Origin of the sequence: Myxococcus sp. AM009 (genome assembly GCF_013372605.1) — a bacterium.
Classification (GTDB): Bacteria; Myxococcota; Myxococcia; order Myxococcales; family Myxococcaceae; genus Myxococcus; species Myxococcus vastator.
Genome location: NZ_JABXEP010000013.1, coordinates 1 through 17,042 on the forward strand (window position 1 = coordinate 1; position 17,042 = coordinate 17,042).

The 17,042-nt window shown below is 70.5% G+C and carries 16 protein-coding genes; 14 read left to right on the forward strand and 2 right to left on the reverse strand.

Annotation, left to right across the window (positions count from 1 at the left end):
• The 5 genes from HV824_RS05325 to HV824_RS05345 all read left to right on the forward strand — a co-directional run.
• A partial coding sequence (locus tag HV824_RS05325) for an RtcB family protein (RefSeq protein WP_176422815.1) occupies window positions 1–1,005 on the forward strand: 1,005 nt, incomplete at its 5' end.
• A 164-nt stretch (window positions 1,006–1,169) separates the two neighbouring features.
• Window positions 1,170–2,186 carry an RNA 3'-terminal phosphate cyclase gene (rtcA, locus tag HV824_RS05330; protein ID WP_176417689.1) on the forward strand — a complete coding sequence of 339 codons (1,017 nt, stop codon included), beginning with the start codon at window positions 1,170–1,172 and terminating at the stop codon, window positions 2,184–2,186.
• Between the two features lie 120 nt (window positions 2,187–2,306).
• Window positions 2,307–3,161 carry a bifunctional DNA-formamidopyrimidine glycosylase/DNA-(apurinic or apyrimidinic site) lyase gene (mutM, locus tag HV824_RS05335; protein WP_368738022.1) on the forward strand — a complete coding sequence of 285 codons (855 nt, stop codon included), beginning with the start codon at window positions 2,307–2,309 and terminating at the stop codon, window positions 3,159–3,161.
• Window positions 3,162–3,222: 61 nt separating this feature from the next.
• Window positions 3,223–3,465, forward strand: a complete 243-nt coding sequence (locus HV824_RS05340; RefSeq protein WP_163783905.1) for a hypothetical protein — start codon at window positions 3,223–3,225, stop codon at window positions 3,463–3,465.
• A gap of 16 nt (window positions 3,466–3,481) precedes the next feature.
• Window positions 3,482–4,858: a sigma-54 dependent transcriptional regulator gene (locus HV824_RS05345; RefSeq protein ID WP_176422817.1), complete on the forward strand. Its 1,377-nt coding sequence runs from the start codon at window positions 3,482–3,484 to the stop codon at window positions 4,856–4,858.
• 1 nt (window position 4,859) lies between these two features.
• On the opposite strand, the gene HV824_RS05350 is transcribed toward HV824_RS05345, so the two are convergent.
• Window positions 4,860–5,576, reverse strand: coding sequence for a hypothetical protein (locus tag HV824_RS05350; RefSeq protein ID WP_176417692.1), 717 nt, complete (start codon window positions 5,574–5,576; stop codon window positions 4,860–4,862).
• A gap of 105 nt (window positions 5,577–5,681) precedes the next feature.
• On the opposite strand from HV824_RS05350, the gene HV824_RS05355 reads away from it, so the two are divergent.
• The 5 genes from HV824_RS05355 to HV824_RS05375 all read left to right on the forward strand — a co-directional run bounded on the left by HV824_RS05355 (window position 5,682) and on the right by HV824_RS05375 (window position 10,676).
• Window positions 5,682–6,836 carry a PleD family two-component system response regulator gene (locus HV824_RS05355; RefSeq protein ID WP_176422818.1) on the forward strand — a complete coding sequence of 385 codons (1,155 nt, stop codon included), beginning with the start codon at window positions 5,682–5,684 and terminating at the stop codon, window positions 6,834–6,836.
• Between the two features lie 86 nt (window positions 6,837–6,922).
• Window positions 6,923–7,672, forward strand: coding sequence for a YebC/PmpR family DNA-binding transcriptional regulator (locus tag HV824_RS05360; RefSeq protein ID WP_176417694.1), 750 nt, complete (start codon window positions 6,923–6,925; stop codon window positions 7,670–7,672).
• Between the two features lie 24 nt (window positions 7,673–7,696).
• On the forward strand, window positions 7,697–8,272 hold the full coding sequence (gene ruvC, locus HV824_RS05365; RefSeq protein WP_176417695.1) for a crossover junction endodeoxyribonuclease RuvC: 576 nt from the start codon (window positions 7,697–7,699) through the stop codon (window positions 8,270–8,272).
• Window positions 8,269–8,877: a Holliday junction branch migration protein RuvA gene (gene ruvA, locus HV824_RS05370; RefSeq protein WP_176417696.1), complete on the forward strand. Its 609-nt coding sequence runs from the start codon at window positions 8,269–8,271 to the stop codon at window positions 8,875–8,877. The genes ruvC and ruvA overlap by 4 nt, the downstream gene beginning before the upstream one ends.
• Window positions 8,878–9,149: 272 nt before the next feature.
• The gene (locus tag HV824_RS05375; RefSeq protein ID WP_255207780.1) at window positions 9,150–10,676 is read left to right on the forward strand and encodes an ELWxxDGT repeat protein; all 1,527 of its coding nucleotides are present in this window, start codon (window positions 9,150–9,152) and stop codon (window positions 10,674–10,676) included.
• A gap of 3 nt (window positions 10,677–10,679) precedes the next feature.
• On the opposite strand, the gene HV824_RS05380 is transcribed toward HV824_RS05375, so the two are convergent.
• On the reverse strand, window positions 10,680–11,759 hold the full coding sequence (locus tag HV824_RS05380) for a hypothetical protein (protein WP_176417698.1): 1,080 nt from the start codon (window positions 11,757–11,759) through the stop codon (window positions 10,680–10,682).
• Window positions 11,760–11,960: 201 nt separating this feature from the next.
• Between HV824_RS05380 and ruvB the strand changes: the two genes are divergently transcribed.
• The 4 genes from ruvB (at window position 11,961) to HV824_RS05400 (ending at window position 17,021) form a co-directional block, all read left to right on the forward strand.
• Window positions 11,961–12,992, forward strand: coding sequence for a Holliday junction branch migration DNA helicase RuvB (gene ruvB, locus HV824_RS05385; protein ID WP_176417699.1), 1,032 nt, complete (start codon window positions 11,961–11,963; stop codon window positions 12,990–12,992).
• 6 nt (window positions 12,993–12,998) lie between these two features.
• Window positions 12,999–14,474: a hypothetical protein gene (locus tag HV824_RS05390; protein ID WP_176417700.1), complete on the forward strand. Its 1,476-nt coding sequence runs from the start codon at window positions 12,999–13,001 to the stop codon at window positions 14,472–14,474.
• A gap of 469 nt (window positions 14,475–14,943) precedes the next feature.
• Window positions 14,944–15,888 (forward strand): UDP-3-O-acyl-N-acetylglucosamine deacetylase, encoded by a 945-nt coding sequence (gene lpxC, locus HV824_RS05395; protein WP_176417701.1) that lies wholly within the window; start codon window positions 14,944–14,946, stop codon window positions 15,886–15,888.
• Between the two features lie 47 nt (window positions 15,889–15,935).
• Window positions 15,936–17,021, forward strand: coding sequence for a thioredoxin domain-containing protein (locus HV824_RS05400; protein WP_176417702.1), 1,086 nt, complete (start codon window positions 15,936–15,938; stop codon window positions 17,019–17,021).
• Window positions 17,022–17,042 lie beyond the last annotated feature (21 nt).

The following is a 17,042-nucleotide window of genomic DNA, read 5'->3' on the forward strand; positions in this document are numbered from 1 at the left end:
GTGGGGGTGGACATCGGCTGCGGGATGATCGCCGTTCGCACGACGCTGCGGGCGGACCAGCTTCCGGACTCGCTGCGTGGGGTGCGCTCGGCGATTGAGCGGGCGGTGCCGCATGGCCGCTCCGACAACGGTGGCCGCAACGACGTGGGCGCGTGGCGTGTGGCGCCCGCGCGGCACCAGCAGGAGTGGGCGCGGTTGGTGGAGGGGTACGACCGCATCGTCGGGAAGCATCCGCGCATCGGCCGTGGGCCGGAGTTGTCGCACCTGGGGACGCTGGGGACGGGGAACCACTTCATCGAGCTGTGCCTCGATGAGTCGGAGGGCGTGTGGCTGATGTTGCACTCCGGCTCGCGCGGCGTGGGGAACCGCATCGGGAGCTACTTCATCGAGCTGGCGAAGCAGGACATGCGCCGCTGGTTCATCAACCTGCCGGATGGAGACCTGGCGTACCTGGCGGAGGGGACGGAGCACTTCGAGGACTACGTCTTCGCGGTGGGCTGGGCGCAGGACTACGCCGCCACGAACCGGGCGCTGATGCTGCATGAGGCGGTGGAGGCGCTGCAATTGAGCGGTGAACTGCCTCCGTTCGAGCTGAAGGACGCGGCGGTGAACTGCCACCACAACTACATCGCCCGTGAGCACCACTTCGGAAAGAACTGCTTCGTGACGCGCAAGGGCGCGGTGCGGGCGCGCGAGGGTGACCTCGGCATCATCCCCGGAAGCATGGGCGCGCGTTCGTTCATCGTCCGAGGGAAGGGGAACGCGGACAGCTTCCACTCCTGCAGCCACGGCGCGGGTCGGGTGATGTCGCGTGAGGCGGCGAAGCGGCGCTTCACGGTGGAGGACCACGCGAAGGCGACCGCGGGCGTGGAGTGCCGCAAGGACGTGGACGTCATCGACGAGACGCCGGCTGCGTACAAGCCCATCGACGCGGTGATGGCGGCGCAGGCGGACCTGGTCGAAGTGGTCCACACCCTGAAGCAGGTCGTGTGCGTGAAGGGTTAGTGAAACCCAGAGGTGACCATGCCGGGATGAAGACACCGAGGCGCCCGCGCTCCCCAAGAGGCCGAAAGGCCGCCAGGATGGGGGCGCGGGCGCCGCTATTTTCACGGGGGTGTCAGTGCGCGCCGGGTGGTTCGTGATTCGCGAGCAGCAAGGAGGAGTACGTCATGGTGCGCATTGATGGCTCACAGGGAGAGGGCGGGGGGCAGGTGTTGCGCACCTCGCTGGCGCTGTCGCTGGTGACGGGCACGCCCTTCACCATCCAGAACATCCGCGCGGGCCGGAAGAAGCCGGGCCTGCTGCGTCAGCACCTGACGTCGGTGAAGGCGGCGGAGGCCGTGGGGGCCGCGGAGGTGTCGGGCGCGGAGCTCGGCTCGCGCGAGCTGACCTTCCGGCCGCGCGCCCTGGCCGCGGGGAACTACCACTTCGCGGTGGGCACCGCGGGCAGCGCGACGCTGGTGCTCCAGACGGTGCTTCCGGCGCTGCTCCTGGCGGACGGGCCTTCCACGTTGATGTTGGAGGGTGGAACGCACAACCCCATGGCGCCACCGTTCGACTTCCTCCAGCGGGCGTATCTGCCGCTGGTCCGTCGCATGGGGCCTTCCGTGGAGGCGACGCTGGAGCGGGCTGGCTTCTTCCCGGCCGGGGGCGGGAGGTTCCGGGTCGACGTGCGGCCCGCGCCGCTGAAGCCGTTGCACCTGCTGGAGCGGGGGCGCGTGGTCCGTCGCGACCTGAAGGCTGTGATTGCGATGATTCCGTTCGACGTGGCGCAGCGCGAGCTGGGTACGGCGGGGGCGGCGCTGAAGTGGCGGCCCGATGAGCTCCGGACGGAGGAGCTGAAGCGCCCGCTGGGACCCGGAAACGTGCTGGTCGCCGAGGTGGAGAGTGAACACGTGACGGAGGTCTTCACCGGCTTCGGTGAGCGGGGGAAGCGGGCGGAGGCCGTGGCCGAACACGTCGTTGAAGAGGTGAAACGCTACCTCGATGCGGGCGTGCCGGTGGGCGAGCACCTGTGTGACCAACTGCTGCTCCTCCTGGCCCTGGCGAAGGGCGGCACGTTCCGCACGCTGCCGCTGGACGGACATGCCGAGACGCAGCTCCACACCATCGCCCAATTCTTGGATGTGAAGGTCGAGGTGCGGGAGGTCTCTCGCGACGTCCGCGAGGTGGAAGTCCGCGCCTGAGCCCAGGGGGCGCGGCGTCGCGCGCTCCGCTCGGAGGGCAGCCGGGCGCCGTGACGCGAGGGCGTCCTCGTGGCACGACGCCAGGCGCCGACACCATGCATGTGCGGAGGAGACGTCCGCGTGGCAGAGGTGCCTGAAGTCGAAATCATCACCCGGGACTTGCGGCAGGCCGTCGTGGGCCGCCGCTTCGTGGGGGCGGAGGTCCTGGTTTCCGCAGCCGTCCGCTTCCCGTCGCCGCCGGACTTCATCGAAGCCTTGAAGGGGCGGCAGGTCACCGCAGCGAACCGGAGGGCCAAGTTCATCCTGCTCGCGCTCGATGACGGGACGACGCTCGCGCTGCACTTCATGCTCTTCGGTGAGCTGGCGCTGCGCCCCAAGGGGAGTGAGCGCCCGGCTTCGACGCTGGTGGTGCTCGAACTGGAGGGCGGCGAGGAGCTGCGGTTCACGGACTCGCTCGGCTACGCGCGCCTCGCCCTGGCCCCTTCCGATGAGCTGGCCGCGCGCTTGAAACTGGACGGACTCGGACCGGAGGCGCTGGGAGTGGAGTTCACCCCAGCGGTGCTGGCGCGTCAGCTTGGGCGGCGGAAGAGCCCCCTCAAGACGGTGCTCCTCAACCAGCGGGTGGTGGCGGGGCTCGGCAACCGGGACGCGGATGAGAGCCTGTGGCAGGCGGGGATTGAGCCACGTCGGCTGGCGTCGTCCCTCACGGCCGATGAGGTGGTCCGGTTGGATCGCGCCATCCAGGCGGTGCTCGATGAAGGGCTCCGCATGCGAGGAACCCAGCGGGACCTCTTTGGCGTCCAGGGGCAGGCGAAGCACCGGCGCAACGTGTTCGGCCGCGCGGGGGCGCCGTGCCCGCGCTGCGCCACGCCCGTTTCCCATCAACGCCTCGGCGGGCGGAACACGTACTGGTGTGCCACGTGCCAGCCCATGACGAGCGCGCCCGAAGTCTCCGCGCAGGCCTCGCTGCTGTGATTCGCGCTGTCACGGGCTGGGGCGAGTGGGCAGCGGACACGGCGGCTGTTAAAACGGCCTCGTGTCCGACGTCACCCCATCCACGCCACCTCCGTTCGAAGCCGCGCTGGTCCGCGCCAGCGAGGAGCTCGGCTTGCCCAGCTACTACCAGTCCTGTGTGCGCCCGCTGCTGCGCAACCCGGAAGGCCGTTGGCCGCGGTGCTGTGGCGGCGGGTGTGAGCCATGCGCCCAGACGCTCATCCAGGTGGCCCTGCGCACCCTGGAGCTGATGGGGACGCCGCGCCAGGCGCCGCTGCCGGACTGACGCGGAGGCCACACGCATGTCCACACCGCACCCGCTGTTGCTCGTGGATGACGACGCCGCGTTCCGCAAAGTCTATGGCGGGCTGCTGCGCGAGGCGGGCTACGCGGTGGTGGAAGCCGCGGACCGGCCCTCCGCTCGCGCCGCCATTGACGCACGCGACTTCCCCCTGGTGTTGCTCGACTTGATGCTGCCTCCCGACGGCAGCGTCTCCGCGGGGCTGGAGGGCCTGGCGGCGCTGTTGAGCGCGAAGCCCGGGACGAAGGTCATCGTCGTGTCCGGGGCAGGGGACACGCGGCACACGCTGGAAGCGGTGCGCCTGGGCGCGTACGACTTCCTCACCAAGCCGGTGGACCCGGACGTGCTGCTGGTGGTGGTGCAGCGGGCGCTGGCGCGGGTGCAGTTGGAACGACAGGTGGAGACGCTGCGCAGCTCGCTGACGCGCGCGGCGGGCGGTGTCTCGCTGGTGGGGCAGAGCGAGTCCTTCCTGGCGGCCACGGCCCTGGCGGAGCGCGTGGCGGCCAGTGAGCTGCCGGTGCTCGTCACGGGGGAGAATGGCACCGGCAAGGAGCTGCTCGCGCGCGCCGTCCACCTCAAGAGCCGGCGTCATGACGGGCCCTTCGTCCCCATCAACTGCGGCGCGCTGCCGGAGTCCCTGCTGGAGAGCGCCCTGTTTGGCCACGTGAAGGGCAGCTTCACCGGGGCGACCAAGGACCACCGCGGCCTCTTCGCGGAGGCGGACGGAGGCACGCTCTTCCTGGACGAGCTGGGCGACATGTCGCCGTCCCTCCAGGTGAAGGTGCTGCGCGCGCTGGAGTCGGGCGACATCCTGCCGGTGGGCGCGGACCGGCCTGTCCAGGTGGACGTGCGGCTCATCTCCGCCACGCACAGGGACTTGGGCCGCATGCTGCAGGAAGGCGCCTTCCGCGAGGACCTCTTCTGGCGCGTGAAGGGCGTTGAAATCCGCCTGCCGCCGCTGCGCGAGCGCCCCGCGGACCTGCCGCTGTTGGCCAAGCACTTCCTCAACCAGTGCGCGCACCTGTGTCCGGACGGCCGAGCCCGGCTGTTGTCGGACGCCGTGGCGGAGGCCCTGCTGGCCCACGCGTGGCCGGGAAACCTGCGCGAGCTGCGCCATGAGATGCAGCGCGCCACCGTGCTGGCGGGGGAGCGGCGCGAAATCCAGCCCGAGGATTTGTCCTTCACCGGCAGCGAGCGGCTCCGGCCCTCCAGCACGCCGGGCGCCACCACGCTGGCGCAGAAGGTGGAAGCGCTGGAGCGGCGTGAAATCGAGGAGGCCCTGCGGCGCTTGAATGGCAACCGCACGCATACGGCGGAGGCGCTGGGCCTGTCGCGCCAGGGCCTGCTCAAGAAGCTGGAGCGCTTCGGGCTGACGTGAGTCAGAAGAGCCGGACGCCCAGGCCCAGCCGGACGCTGTAGCCCAGGCGCGTGTGGCTCTCACCCGAGCGCTCCTGGAAGGACTCCACGCCGAGCTGGCCCGCCGCCAGCGCCGACAGGTTGCTGCCCAGGTACACCTCCACGCCGCCTCCGCCGAGCGCCTGGATGCGCCGCGACTGGCCATTGGACAGGCCGATGTCCACCGGCACGTCCAGCAACCCCAGCACGGACACCGTGTCCGCGACGCGCCAGCCCGCCACCAGCCCGGGCGACACGCGAAGCAGCACGCCGGAGTAGTTCCGGTCGTCCATGTACGTGGCACCCGAGTTGAGCACCACGCCCAGGCCCAGCGTGGGCGCCAGGGACAGGATGCCTTGCTCCAGCACCTTGCGCCGCACCGCGAGCTCCAGCGAGGCGGAGAGCTGGAACCACTGGAGCCGTGCGCGCGCTTCCAGCTCGAAGCCGGAGATGCCTTGCCGGAAGCCCACGCCAAGCTCCGGCGCGCCCACGAAGCCGTAGAGCGCCGTGGCTCCGTCCGGCAGCGTCACCGGGGCCAGCACCGCGCCCAGCGGGTCCTCGCTCGTGCCGCGCAGGAGCGCTGTGTCAGACGTCGTGACGCGCGGCGTTTCGTCGGCGGGGGCGGGCGCCTGGGCGGCGGACTCCAGGGAGACGAGCAACAGCGCGGACACGAGAGGGCCGAAGCAGCCGGAACGCATCATGTGCACACCCTACCCCGCACCGTGGCGGGCGGAAACCCCAACGATTCCAGGGGCTTGTCGGCACCTTGCGTATTTGTCCGGCTTAGCGCGAAGATTTAGTAATTCATGGCTACCGCGCTCCCACAACCTTCCACGTATGCCGGACCGGAAGCCCTGGCCGAGGCGGGGGCGCGTCGCCGTGCGTCACGGGGCCGGCCCCGCGTGTTGCTGGTGGATTCGGCGCCGGGCGCGCAGGCCGTGCTGGCCGCCGCGCTGGCGGAGGCGGGCTTCGAGGTCCTGTTGGTCGCGGGCGCGCAGGCCGCGCTGGCGTCGCTGGCGGAAGGTGGCACGCCGCCGCAGTTGGTCGTCACCGAGGTGGAACTCCAGGACGGAGACGGCTTCAGCCTGTGTGGCCAGGTTCGCGCGGACGCGCGCACGGCGCACCTGCCGGTGGTGCTGCTGGCTCGGCGTGAAGAGGACTTCCATCGGGACCTGGCGGGCGGCGTGGGCGCGGACGACTATCTGGCCCATCCCGTGGAGGCGCGAGACGTGGTGGCGCTGGCCCGGCTCAAGGCGGGCCGGTGCAGCGGTGACGCGGCCTTCGAGTCGGACACGCGGCGGCTGCCGCTGACGGACGTGGCGCGAGCGCTGCTGGCGGGCGGCCGCTCTGGCCGCGTGGTGATGGCGGAGGGGCAGGGCTGGTTCGCCTTCCGGCACGGCCTGGTGGTGGACGCCGTCTTCAACGGTGAGCGCGGCAGCCTGGCCTTCCGGAGGATGCTCTGCTTCGGCGCGGGGGACTACTCGGTGGTGCTGGGGCCCGAACTGCACAAGGGCTCGTTCACCATGGACCGCCCGTACCTGTGTGAGACGGTGCTGCAGGGCCTGGAGCGCTTCGACGCGCTGCGTGCCCGAGGCCTGCCGCTGGCGTCGCGGCTGACGGTGGACTTCACCCGGCTGGCGGAGCTGCTGGCGTCGCTGCCGGAGGACGTGGGCGAAGTGGTGCGCCTCTTCGACGGGCGCCGGACGCTGCGCGCCATGCTGCTGGAGTGCCAGTTCCCGGAGGCGGTGGCGTACGAGGCGTCCACGCGGCTGTTCGCGCTGGGCATCCTGGTGCCCGCGTGCCTGCTGGAGGAGCGCGAGCGGGCGCGCTGTGGCGCCAAGGTGCCCGGCTTCTTCGAGCCCGCGCCCGCCGTGGACGCCGTGCCGGTGGAGGCGCGGGAGAAGGGCCCCGGCGCGGAGGGCCTGACGGGGGCTGTCCGGTCCGACGACGCGGGCGTTTGAAGGGTTTGACTCGGCGGCCCCCGGTAGGGGACAAGGCCCGGCGCGGGGTGCTCCATCCGCTGGGCGCCCGCTGAGGCACACCCCCCATGTCCGGTCACAATCGGTGGTCGAAGATCAAGCGCCAGAAGGCCGCGATGGGCGCGACCAAGGGGAAGCTGTACTCCAAGGTCATCAAGGAAATCACCGTCGCCGCGCGGCTCGGTGGTGGTGAGCCCTCCGGCAATGCCCGTCTGCGCGTCGCGCTGGCCGCGGCCCGCGAGGCCAACATCCCGAAGGACACCATCGAGCGCGCCATCAAGAAGGGCACGGGCGAGCTGGAGGGAGAGAGCTACGAGGAGGTGACGTATGAGGGCTACGGCCCCGGCGGCGTCGCCATCCTGGTGGAGTGCCTCACCGACAACCGCAACCGGACCGCGGCCGACATGCGCTCCACCTTCAGCGCGTACGGCGGCAACCTGGGCGCCGAGGGCGCGGTGGCCTGGATGTTCCAGAAGAAGGGCGTCATCAGCGTGAAGTCCGGACCCTCCGAGGACCAGTTGATGGAGCAGGCCATCGACGCGGGCGCCGAGGACGTCATCCTGCTGGGGGACGAAGGCGCCGAGGTGCGCACCGCGGCGGCGGACCTGCACACGGTGGCGGGGCGGCTCCAGGAGTCGGGCCTGCCGCTGGGGCAGCAGCGGTGGGTGTTCCTCCCCCAGAACACCGTCGCGCTGGACGTGGACACGGCGAAGAAGCTCCTGAAGCTGCTGGACGCGCTCGAGGAGAACGACGACGTGCAGAACGTGCACGGGAACTACGAAATCGAAGACGCGATGCTGGATTCGTTGTTGCAGTAGCGGAGTCCTGGAACGGAGTGGAACGTGCGCGTGCTTGGCGTTGACCCGGGAAGCCGGTTCATGGGCTTCGGGGTGGTGGAGGAGAAGCGGGGCCGGCTGGTGCACGTGGGCCACGGCGTCATCAAGGGCGACCCGGCGCTGCCGCTGTCGGACCGCCTGCGGGACTTGCACGGCGCGCTGACGGCGGCCCTGGTGAAATACCGTCCGGACGCGGTGGCGGTGGAAGGCGTGTTCACCTTCCGCAACGCGCGCAGCGCGCTGGTGCTGGGGCACGCGCGCGGCGTCGCGCTGCTGGCGGCGGCGCAGGCGGGGCTGCCCGTCTTCGAATACGCCCCGGCGAAGGTGAAGAAGGCGGTGGGGGCGGGCGGCGCGGACGGGAAGGGCGCGGTGGCGCGGATGGTGCGGACCTTCCTGGACCTGGAGGCGTCGGTGCTGGAGCGCGCGGACGCGAGTGATGCGCTGGCGGTGGCGCTGTGCCACCTCAACCATGGGCGGGCCGCGGTACCGGCGGCGTCCGCATCGGGAAAGAAGCGCAAGGGCGCGGCGTCGCTGCTGGCGGACCGGCTGGCGCCCGCGTACCGGCGTCCGGAGGCGAGATGATTTCGCGGTTGCGCGGGACGGTGCTGGAGAAGGACCTGGAGGACGCCACCATCGACGTGGGCGGCGTGGGCTACCGGGTGAACTTCTCCATGCTGACGCTGGGGAAGCTGCCGGAGGAGGGACAGCCGGTGGACGTGCGCGTGCGCACCGTGGTGCGCGAGGACGCCTTCGACCTCTTCGGCTTCCTGACGAAGGGTGAGGAAGAGGTGTTCCTGCTGCTCAACAGCGTGTCGCGGGTGGGGCCCCGGCTGTCGTTGATGGTGATGTCCGGCATGGAGGTGCCGGAACTGGTGGCGGCGCTGTCGCGGGGCGAGGTGGCGCGGCTGGCGAAGATTCACGGCGTGGGGAAGAAGACCGCCGAGCGGCTGGTGCTGGAGCTCAAGGACAAGGTGAAGACGATTCACCTGGAAGCGGTGTCCCGTGGCACCGCGCCGCCCGCCGTCAGTGGCGCCCATGCGGACCTCGTCTCCGCGCTGCTCAACCTCGGCTACAAGCAGCCCCAGGCGGAGAAGGCCGCGGACCTGGCCGGCGAACGGTTGGGAGCGGAGGCCACCTTCCAGGCGCTGTTCCGCGAGGCCCTCAAGGCGCTCCGCTCCGGCGGCTGAACGCTACGACACGCCGGTGTGACGGCGCTGTGACGGCAAAATCCAGGAGAACGGCTGGGCCGTACTGTCCTCTCTGGGGTTGAGAGCTTGAAAGTCGCTGGGGCCAGAAGGCCCCAGTGTTGCCCTGTCTGCAGAAGTCGTCAGGCGTCGCGTGATGCCGGACAGCAGACGCGATTTCCTACCCGAGTCCGAGTAGGAGCATCCGGCATGGGTGACACTTTCCAGTCCCAGTGGCGAGGGCCGGCACGGCGCCGAGGATGAGGGTTGCATACATGACGTCATGGCGTGCCATTCCTGTGTGGCTGTCGCTGCTTTGCGGGGGAGCGGCGGAGTGTGAGCCGCTGGTGGAAGGTGAGGCGGGGGAGGAATGGGCGCGGGCCGTTCCCGGGTCGCAGGCACCTGTCGACGAGTCGACGGAGGCGTCTGCGCGCAAGGGGCCCGTCCTGTTTCCGCAGCCCTGGGCGGTGTGCAGCGACACGGCCCAGCGGCTGCGTGACATCCGGCCGGGGCTGACAGGTTCGCATCCGCAGGAGCTGGCGCGAGCGGGCGAGGTGCTCGTCTTCACCGCGGATGACGGCGTCAGTGGCCGCGAGCTGTGGGCCAGCATCGACGGGTCGCGGCAGACCGTCCGGCTGAAGGACCTGCGGCCGGGGCCGGCGGGTTCGCAGCCTCGGAACCTGACGCGGGTGGGGTCCTGGGTCTTCTTCGTCGCGGACGACGGCGCGCATGGCGCCGAGCTGTGGCGCACGGACGGCACCGCGGACGGCACGGTGCTGGTGCGGGACGTGCGGCATGGGACGGTGGGCGCGGCGCCGGAGTTCCTCACCGAGGTGGACGGCGCCCTCTACTTCACGGCGGATGACGGGCTGTCCGGCCGCGAGCTGTGGCGCACCGACGGCACGGACAAGGGCACGGAGCGGGTGCATGACTTCCTGCCCGGCGCGGGTTCACTTTCCCTGAGCCAGTTGACGGCGTGGGGCAAGGGCCTGGCGCTGGTGTCCGCCAACGCCGCGGAGACGGTGCTCTGGTGGGTGGACCGCCAGGGCCGGCCGACGCGGCTGTTCTCCCAGCAGGGCGCCGGGGTGATTTTCGGGCTGACGCCGGCGGGCCGGCACCTGTTCTTCCTGTTGGACCCGGGCACGGAGCAGGCCGAGCTGTGGGTGGCGCGCACGGCTCCACCGTTGGCCGAGCGGGTGCGGACCTTCGCAGGCGACTACCCTGCGTACCTCGCCGCGCTGGATGACACGCTGTACTTCCTGGCGGGGGCGGCAGACTGGTACGGCAACCCAGGCGACGCGGTGCACGGCGGCGAGCTGTGGCGCAGTGACGGCTCGGTGGAGGGCACGGGGCTCGTCGGGGACCTCTGGCCCGGTCCCCAGGGTTCGATGCCCAAGGAGCTGGTCGCGCTGGGCGGCGCGCTGTACTTCACCGCGGACGACGGCGTGCACGGCCGCGAGCTGTGGCGGACCGACGGCACGGCGCAGGGCACGATGATGGTGCGCGACATCGAGCCGGGGCCGGTGGGCAGCATGCCCACGGGGCTCCAGGCCGAGTCCGGCTGGCTGTTCTTCTCCGCGGAGACGGCGGGGCACGGGCGCGAGGTCTGGTACAGCGCCGGCCGCCCCTGGGTGACGAGCCGGCTGCTGGACATCGCGCCAGGGGCCGCGTCGTCGAACCCGTTCAACTTCGTGCGCGCCGGCTTCAACATCTTCTTCGCCGCGTCGGACGGCGACAGGGACCAGGAGCTGTACGCGGTGCCCTTCCGCCCCTGGTGGCTCTGCCTCAGCCGGGACTGCTGAGCGCTACGCGGCCCGCCGTGACGCGGGGGTGGGCCGCACGTCGCCGAAGTTGGGCGCGGGCAGGACGATGGTGGGCGACAAGCCAGGCGCCATGACGTGCGCGGTGAGCTGCGAGGACGGGTGGAAGTTGATGAACGCGCCCTCCACGGAGGACGTGCCCGCGAACAGCTTCTCCACCACCATGGAGGAGTACTGGTCCAGGGAGTCCTCGCGCGTGTTGCCGTTGAGGACGACCTCCCAGCCCATGTGCTCGGCGAAGCGGCGCACGCCGGGGATGGCGGACTGCAGCGGCGTGTAGCTCTCCGTGGCCACGCCATTCTCGCTGGTGACGAACACCTCGCGCGAGGTGGCCACCGCCAGCGACATGTTGCCGCGCGTGTGGCCGGGCGTGCTGAGCAGCGCCGCGCCCTGGCCCAGCCACACGTCGCCGTCCAGCAGCACCACGCGCTCGCGCGGGATGTCGGCGCCGCCCGGCACGAGCCACACCGCCTGCATGGGGTGCGGCTCCAGGGCCACCTCCCATTCGGCGCGCTGCACCAGCAGGCGGGCCCGGGGGAAGTACGCGGGCATGCCGTCACCGCCCAGCCAGCCGCGCAGGTCCTGGATGTGGAGGTGGTCGAAGGCCAGGTAGTCCACGTCCGCCGGAGTGAGGCCCAGCGCGGCCAGGTGGCTCTGCACCGAGCCGTGCCGCGTGGACATCACCTTGTCGGAGACGAAGGCGCCGTAGCGCTCGCGCAGCGCGCGGTAGAAGGGGGCGGAGACGCCGCGCTCGTAGTCGGACGGGTTGAACAGCAGCGTGCGCCGCGCGCCCTCCCGGTCCACGAACTGCACCACCTGCATCCGGTTCGTCAGCATGACGTAGGGCGCCGGAGACGCCGCCGCGCCGCTGAAGGCGAACGGGGCGGGGTAGGGGAAGGTGACGAGGTCGCAGGTGGCCACCGCGGCCACCGGGCCTTCCTTCACGAAGGCCTCCCGCGCATCCAGCGCGGCCCGGCGGAGCTTCTGGAGCCGGAGCCCGGGCACGGGTTCGGCGCGCGCACCGGCCAGGGAAGGGAGGGGACGAAACGCGGGGCTCGGGTTCATGCGGTCTCCAGACTCGACTCTCGCACACGGCAGGCGCACTTCAATCGCCTCGGAGTGTCGGCGGAGGCTGTGCCAGGAACGTCGGGAGCGGGGCCCACCTTCCCCTGTCCGCGCCCGCCTGGCTGGCGGGCCCGGCGGCCCACGGAGTGTATCGCCGCCAGATGTGCGGCGACACGCGCGGCCTTCCTGTATAGGGTCCGGATGGTCATGGCGAGGAAGTCCGACACACTCTCGGAAGACGTCCTGCCCGAGGACGTCCGGCTCGAGGCCTCCCTGCGTCCGCGCTCGTTCGACGAGTACGTGGGCCAGGGGCCCGTCGTCGAGAAGCTCAAGGTCTACGTGCAGGCCGCGCGCAGCCGGGGCGAGGCCCTGGACCACTGCCTGTTCTCCGGCCCGCCGGGCCTGGGCAAGACGTCGCTGGCGCACATCATCGCGAACGAGCTGGGCGTGGGAATCCACGTCACCAGCGGCCCCGCCCTGGAGCGCAAGGGAGACCTGGCGGGCCTGCTCACCAACCTCGACGCGCGCGACGTGCTCTTCATCGATGAAATCCACCGCCTCAACGCCGCCGTGGAGGAATACCTCTACCCGGCCATGGAGGACTTCCGGCTGGACATCACCATCGACACCGGGCCCGCCGCCCGGGCGATGAAGATTGATTTGCCGCCCTTCACGTTGATTGGCGCCACCACGCGCACCGGCCTGCTCACCTCGCCGCTGCGCGACCGCTTCCAGATTCAGGAGCGGCTGGAGTACTACGACGCCAAGGCGCTGGAGAGCATCCTCCACCGCTCCGCGCGCATCCTGGGCATTCCCCTGGACAAGGACGCCGCCCGCGAGGTGGCCAGCCGCTCGCGGGGCACGCCGCGCATCACCAACCGGCTGCTGCGCCGGCTGCGTGACTTCGCGGAGGTCGAAGGCAATGGCAGAATCACCCTGGAGCTGGCGCAGAAGTCGCTGGACAGGCTCGGGGTGGACGCCAGCGGCCTGGACTCCATGGACCGCAAGATCCTGCTGACCATCCTCGACAAGTTCGGCGGCGGCCCGGTGGGCGTGGAGACCATCGCCGCCAGCGTGGGCGAGCAGCGCGATACCATTGAAGACGTGTACGAGCCCTTCCTGATGCAGGAAGGCTTCCTCCAGCGCACGCCGCGGGGCCGGATGGCCACGCATCGCGCGTACCAGTATTTCAAGAAGCAACCACCGCCCACGCCCCAGGGCAGCCTCTTCTGAGATGCCATGAGCCAGGACACGCCTTCCTCGTCGCCCCACGTCCCCCGCGACTTCTACGCCGACCTGATGCGCGCCTCCCAGACGTCGCGCGCCGGCTTCCTCGCCGAACGCGAGCGCTGGCTGCGGGGCGTGCCCGTGGAGGGGCGGGAGGAGCTGCTGTTCGAGTTCGAGATGCTGCTGCGCGCGGTGGAGCGCTACCTCAACCTCAACACGGTGGTGGACGCGCGCGACAGGCCGCTCGTCACGCGTGACTTCCGCGAGGAGCTGGCGGACGTGCGCGACGCCATGGACCGCGCCATCCGCGTCGCGCGCCACCTGCAGGACCCGGACAGCGACCAGAAGATGGTCTTCCGCAAGTACGTGGAGACCCAACTGGCGGACGACCGCGTCCGGCGCGCGCTCATTGAAGAGCAGCTGGACCAGGAGACGCCGCCCGAAAGCCTCTTCGTGCTGCGCGAGGCCTTCGACGCGCTGAAGAACCTGCTGGACCACCTGCTCAAGCTGCCGGCGGCGAACCTCGGCCTGTTCCAGGACGTGGGCAAGCTGTCCCTGCGGGAGATCGTCCTCAACCGCTACTTCCGTCCCTTCCGCCCGCTGGAGTTCCGCGTCGAATACGACCGGCTCCGCTCGGTGCGGCTGCTGGACACGCTGGTCACCCTCCAGGAGGAGCAGCGCACCGCCTTCACCACCGCCTTCCTGGGCCTCTTCCGGCTGCTGCACTACCTGGCCTACGTGGACGCGGAGGAGCAGCCGCCCTTCTCCCGCCGCGTGCGCGTGCTGCTGGCGCTGGTGCGCAGCGAGGCCACCGCGCTGGCGTCGTGGATGCACTCGGAGCTGTCTCCGAAGGCCGGCTCCAAGTCCCTGCAGGCCGCCACGCTGCGCGCCGCCCGTGACATCGCCCGGGAGACGGAGCGCGTGGCCCGCGACGTGCTGGTCAACCTGGACCGCGACGCGGAAGCCCCGCTGCGCGCCGCGTCCGCCTTCACGGCGGTGCTGCGCGCGCAGGTGGTGGCGCTGGTGGAGGCGCTCGCGCCCAACGGGGGCCTGGCCGACGGCGTCTTCGACGAGCTGATGAGCCCCCAGGAGGCGGCGCTGCGCCTGCGCAAGGACCTGTGGGTGTACGCCCAGCTGTGCCGCGCCGCGGAGTCCCACCTGCGCGCCGAGGACGTCCCCGCCGCCGAGCGCGCGCTGGACGCCCTCAAGGACTTCCTGGGCTACTTCCACGACGGCGGCTACCAGCTGCTGCGCTACGGCGACTACGACGCCTTCGACCGCTTCACCTCGCTGCTGGTGGAGCTGCCCTGGCCGCCAGAGGGGCCTGGCATCCGCGCCCGGCTCGGCGAGGACCTGCGGCGCTTCATCCAGACGCTGGAGTCCACCTTCCACGCCGTCAGCCGCCGCACCCACCTCCAGGGCCGGGGCTTTGATCGGCCGGACGCAGAGGCCCTTCGGGACAGGTTCCTCACCACCCCCGCACGCTGATACAGCCCTGTCGTGGTGCTACTGGCCACCCCGCATGACGGGCCCTGTGTATGGGGCATTGTCACTGCGAGTGTTTGCGTCGTTGAGTTCCTTGCGCTATGGACGCGCCCGTGTTGCATGGAAGACACGGGTTGACGAGGAGGGGGGCAGGGCGCGGGGATGCCAAGGACGGGGATGACAAATCCCGGACATCGGTGTCGCGGTTCAGGAGGGAATCAGCAATCCGCCACGGGGGGAGGGGCGCCAGGCCGGAACCGGTGCCCCTGAAGGCACGCGAAAAAGCCGAGCAACTCCAAGGGGTTGGAGCTGAATTCCAGGCCCGCGGCGCTGCCAGGCATGTCACGGAGAAGTGGCATGCTGATTGCTCGATTCGCGCGTCACATCAGACCACTGATGAACGTTTCCAGCCCTCCGGCGGGACTGGAGCGGAAGCTCCGCAGCACCGAGAAGCCACGAGGCGACACCCACAATGCGACCGTCCTCCTACAACCAGCGCACTCTCTCGAAGATCGCCTCCCTGCAGGGCGTGGGACTCCACTCGGGTGCCCGGGTGACGCTCACCCTGCGCCCGGCGCCCCCGGGGCATGGCATCGTCTTCGTGCGCACGGACCTCGCCCGCCCGGTGAGCATCCCCGCGCTGGCGGAGTACGTGGTGGACACCTCGCTGGCCACGACGCTGGGCCGTGACGGGGTCCGCGTGGGCACGGTGGAGCACCTGATGGCGGCGCTGGCCGGCATGGGCATCGACAACCTCCGGGTGGAGCTGGACGGTCCGGAAGTCCCCATCATGGACGGCAGCGCGGCGCCCTTCGCGGCGCTCATCCAGGGCGCGGGCGTGCGGGAGCAGGAGGCGCCCAAGGAGCTGCTGGTCATCCGCAAGGCGGTGTCGGTGGTGGACGGCGACAAGCAGGCCTCGCTCACGCCGGCCCGGCACTTCCGCATCAGCTGCACCATCGACTTCGAGCACCCCGTCATCCAGGGCCAGTCCTTCGACCTGGACTTCGGCGACCGGGACTTCGCGCGTGAGATTTCCCGCGCGCGCACCTTCGGCTTCCTGCGGGACGTGGAGAAGCTGAAGCAGCTGGGCCTGGCCCGGGGCGGTTCGCTGGAGAACGCCATCGTCGTGGACGAGGTCTCCATCCTCAACCCGGACGGGCTGCGCTTCCCGGACGAGTTCGTTCGCCACAAGATTCTGGACGCCATCGGCGACGTGTCGCTGTTCGGCCGGCCCGTCATCGGCCACATGACGGCGTACAAGACGGGCCACGCGCTCAACCACAAGCTGGTGCGCAAGGTGATGGCCGACCCGAGCTGCTACGACATCGTTCCCGCCCGCCGCCGTGAGCTGGAGGGCATGGGATTGGGCTTCTCCGGACTGGCCGGCGCGCTGGACTTCGAGCCGCTGGTCGCCTGACGTCATTAACTTGCAGGTCCGGGAAGGCTCGGCTAAGTGGGCGGGCTATGCTCAACCGTCCCACCCGCGTCATCCTCGCCGCGTTCCTGGCGGCCACCTTCACCGCCGGCTGTAACAAGGAGAAGGCGCCGGCCACCGCTCCCGCGGCGCAGCAGGCCGCGGGCGAGCCCGCGCCCGACACTGTCGTCGCGACGTTCGGCGACGGGCAGAAGATCACCTACAAGGAGCTCAACGAGCGCCTCCAGGAGCCGCTGGCCAACCTGGAGAAGCAGAAGTCGCAGCTCCTGAAGCGTGGCCTGGACGGCATGGTGACGGAGAAGCTCGTGGACGCCGAGGCCAAGAAGCGCGGCCTCACCCAAGAGGCGTACCTGAAGGCGGAGATTGACGACAAGGTCCCCGCGCCCACCGACGAGCGCATCAAGGAAGTCTACGACGGCGCCGCCGGTCAGCTGCCGGAGGGCTCCACCTTCGAGCAGATGAAGCCGCAGATCGTGGAGTTCCTGACGCAGCAGCCGAAGCAGGAGCGCGCGCAGGCCCTCTTCGAGGAGCTGCGCAAGTCCGCCAACGTCAAGCTGACGCTGCCGGAGCCGCCGAAGGCCCCCGTCGTCCGCAAGCAGGTGGCCGCCACGGGCGCCGCCAAGGGTGGCCCGGAGGGCGCGCCCGTCACCATCGTCGAGTTCAGCGACTTCCAGTGCCCGTTCTGCAGCCGCGCCAACCCGGCGCTGGCGCAGGTGCAGCAGGAGTACGGCGACAAGGTCCGCATCGTGTTCCGCCACTTCCCGCTCGACTTCCACAAGGAGGCGCCGAAGGCCTCCGAGGCCACGCTGTGCGCGCAGGACCAGGGCAAGTTCTGGGAGATGCACGACCAGCTCTTCGCCAACCAGCAGGCGCTGAGCGTGGACGCGCTGAAGAAGCACGCCGCCGACCTGAAGCTGGACACGGAGAAGTTCAACGCCTGCCTGGACTCGGGCGAGAAGGCCGCCATCGTCCAGAAGGACCTGGCCGAGGGCAAGCAGGCGGGCGTGTCCGGCACCCCGGCCTTCTTCATCAACGGCATCATGCTGTCCGGCGCGCAGCCCTTCGAGGAGTTCAAGAGCATCATCGACGCGGAGCTGAACGCGCCGAAGAAGTAGTCCCCGGCAGTCGGAGAGGTG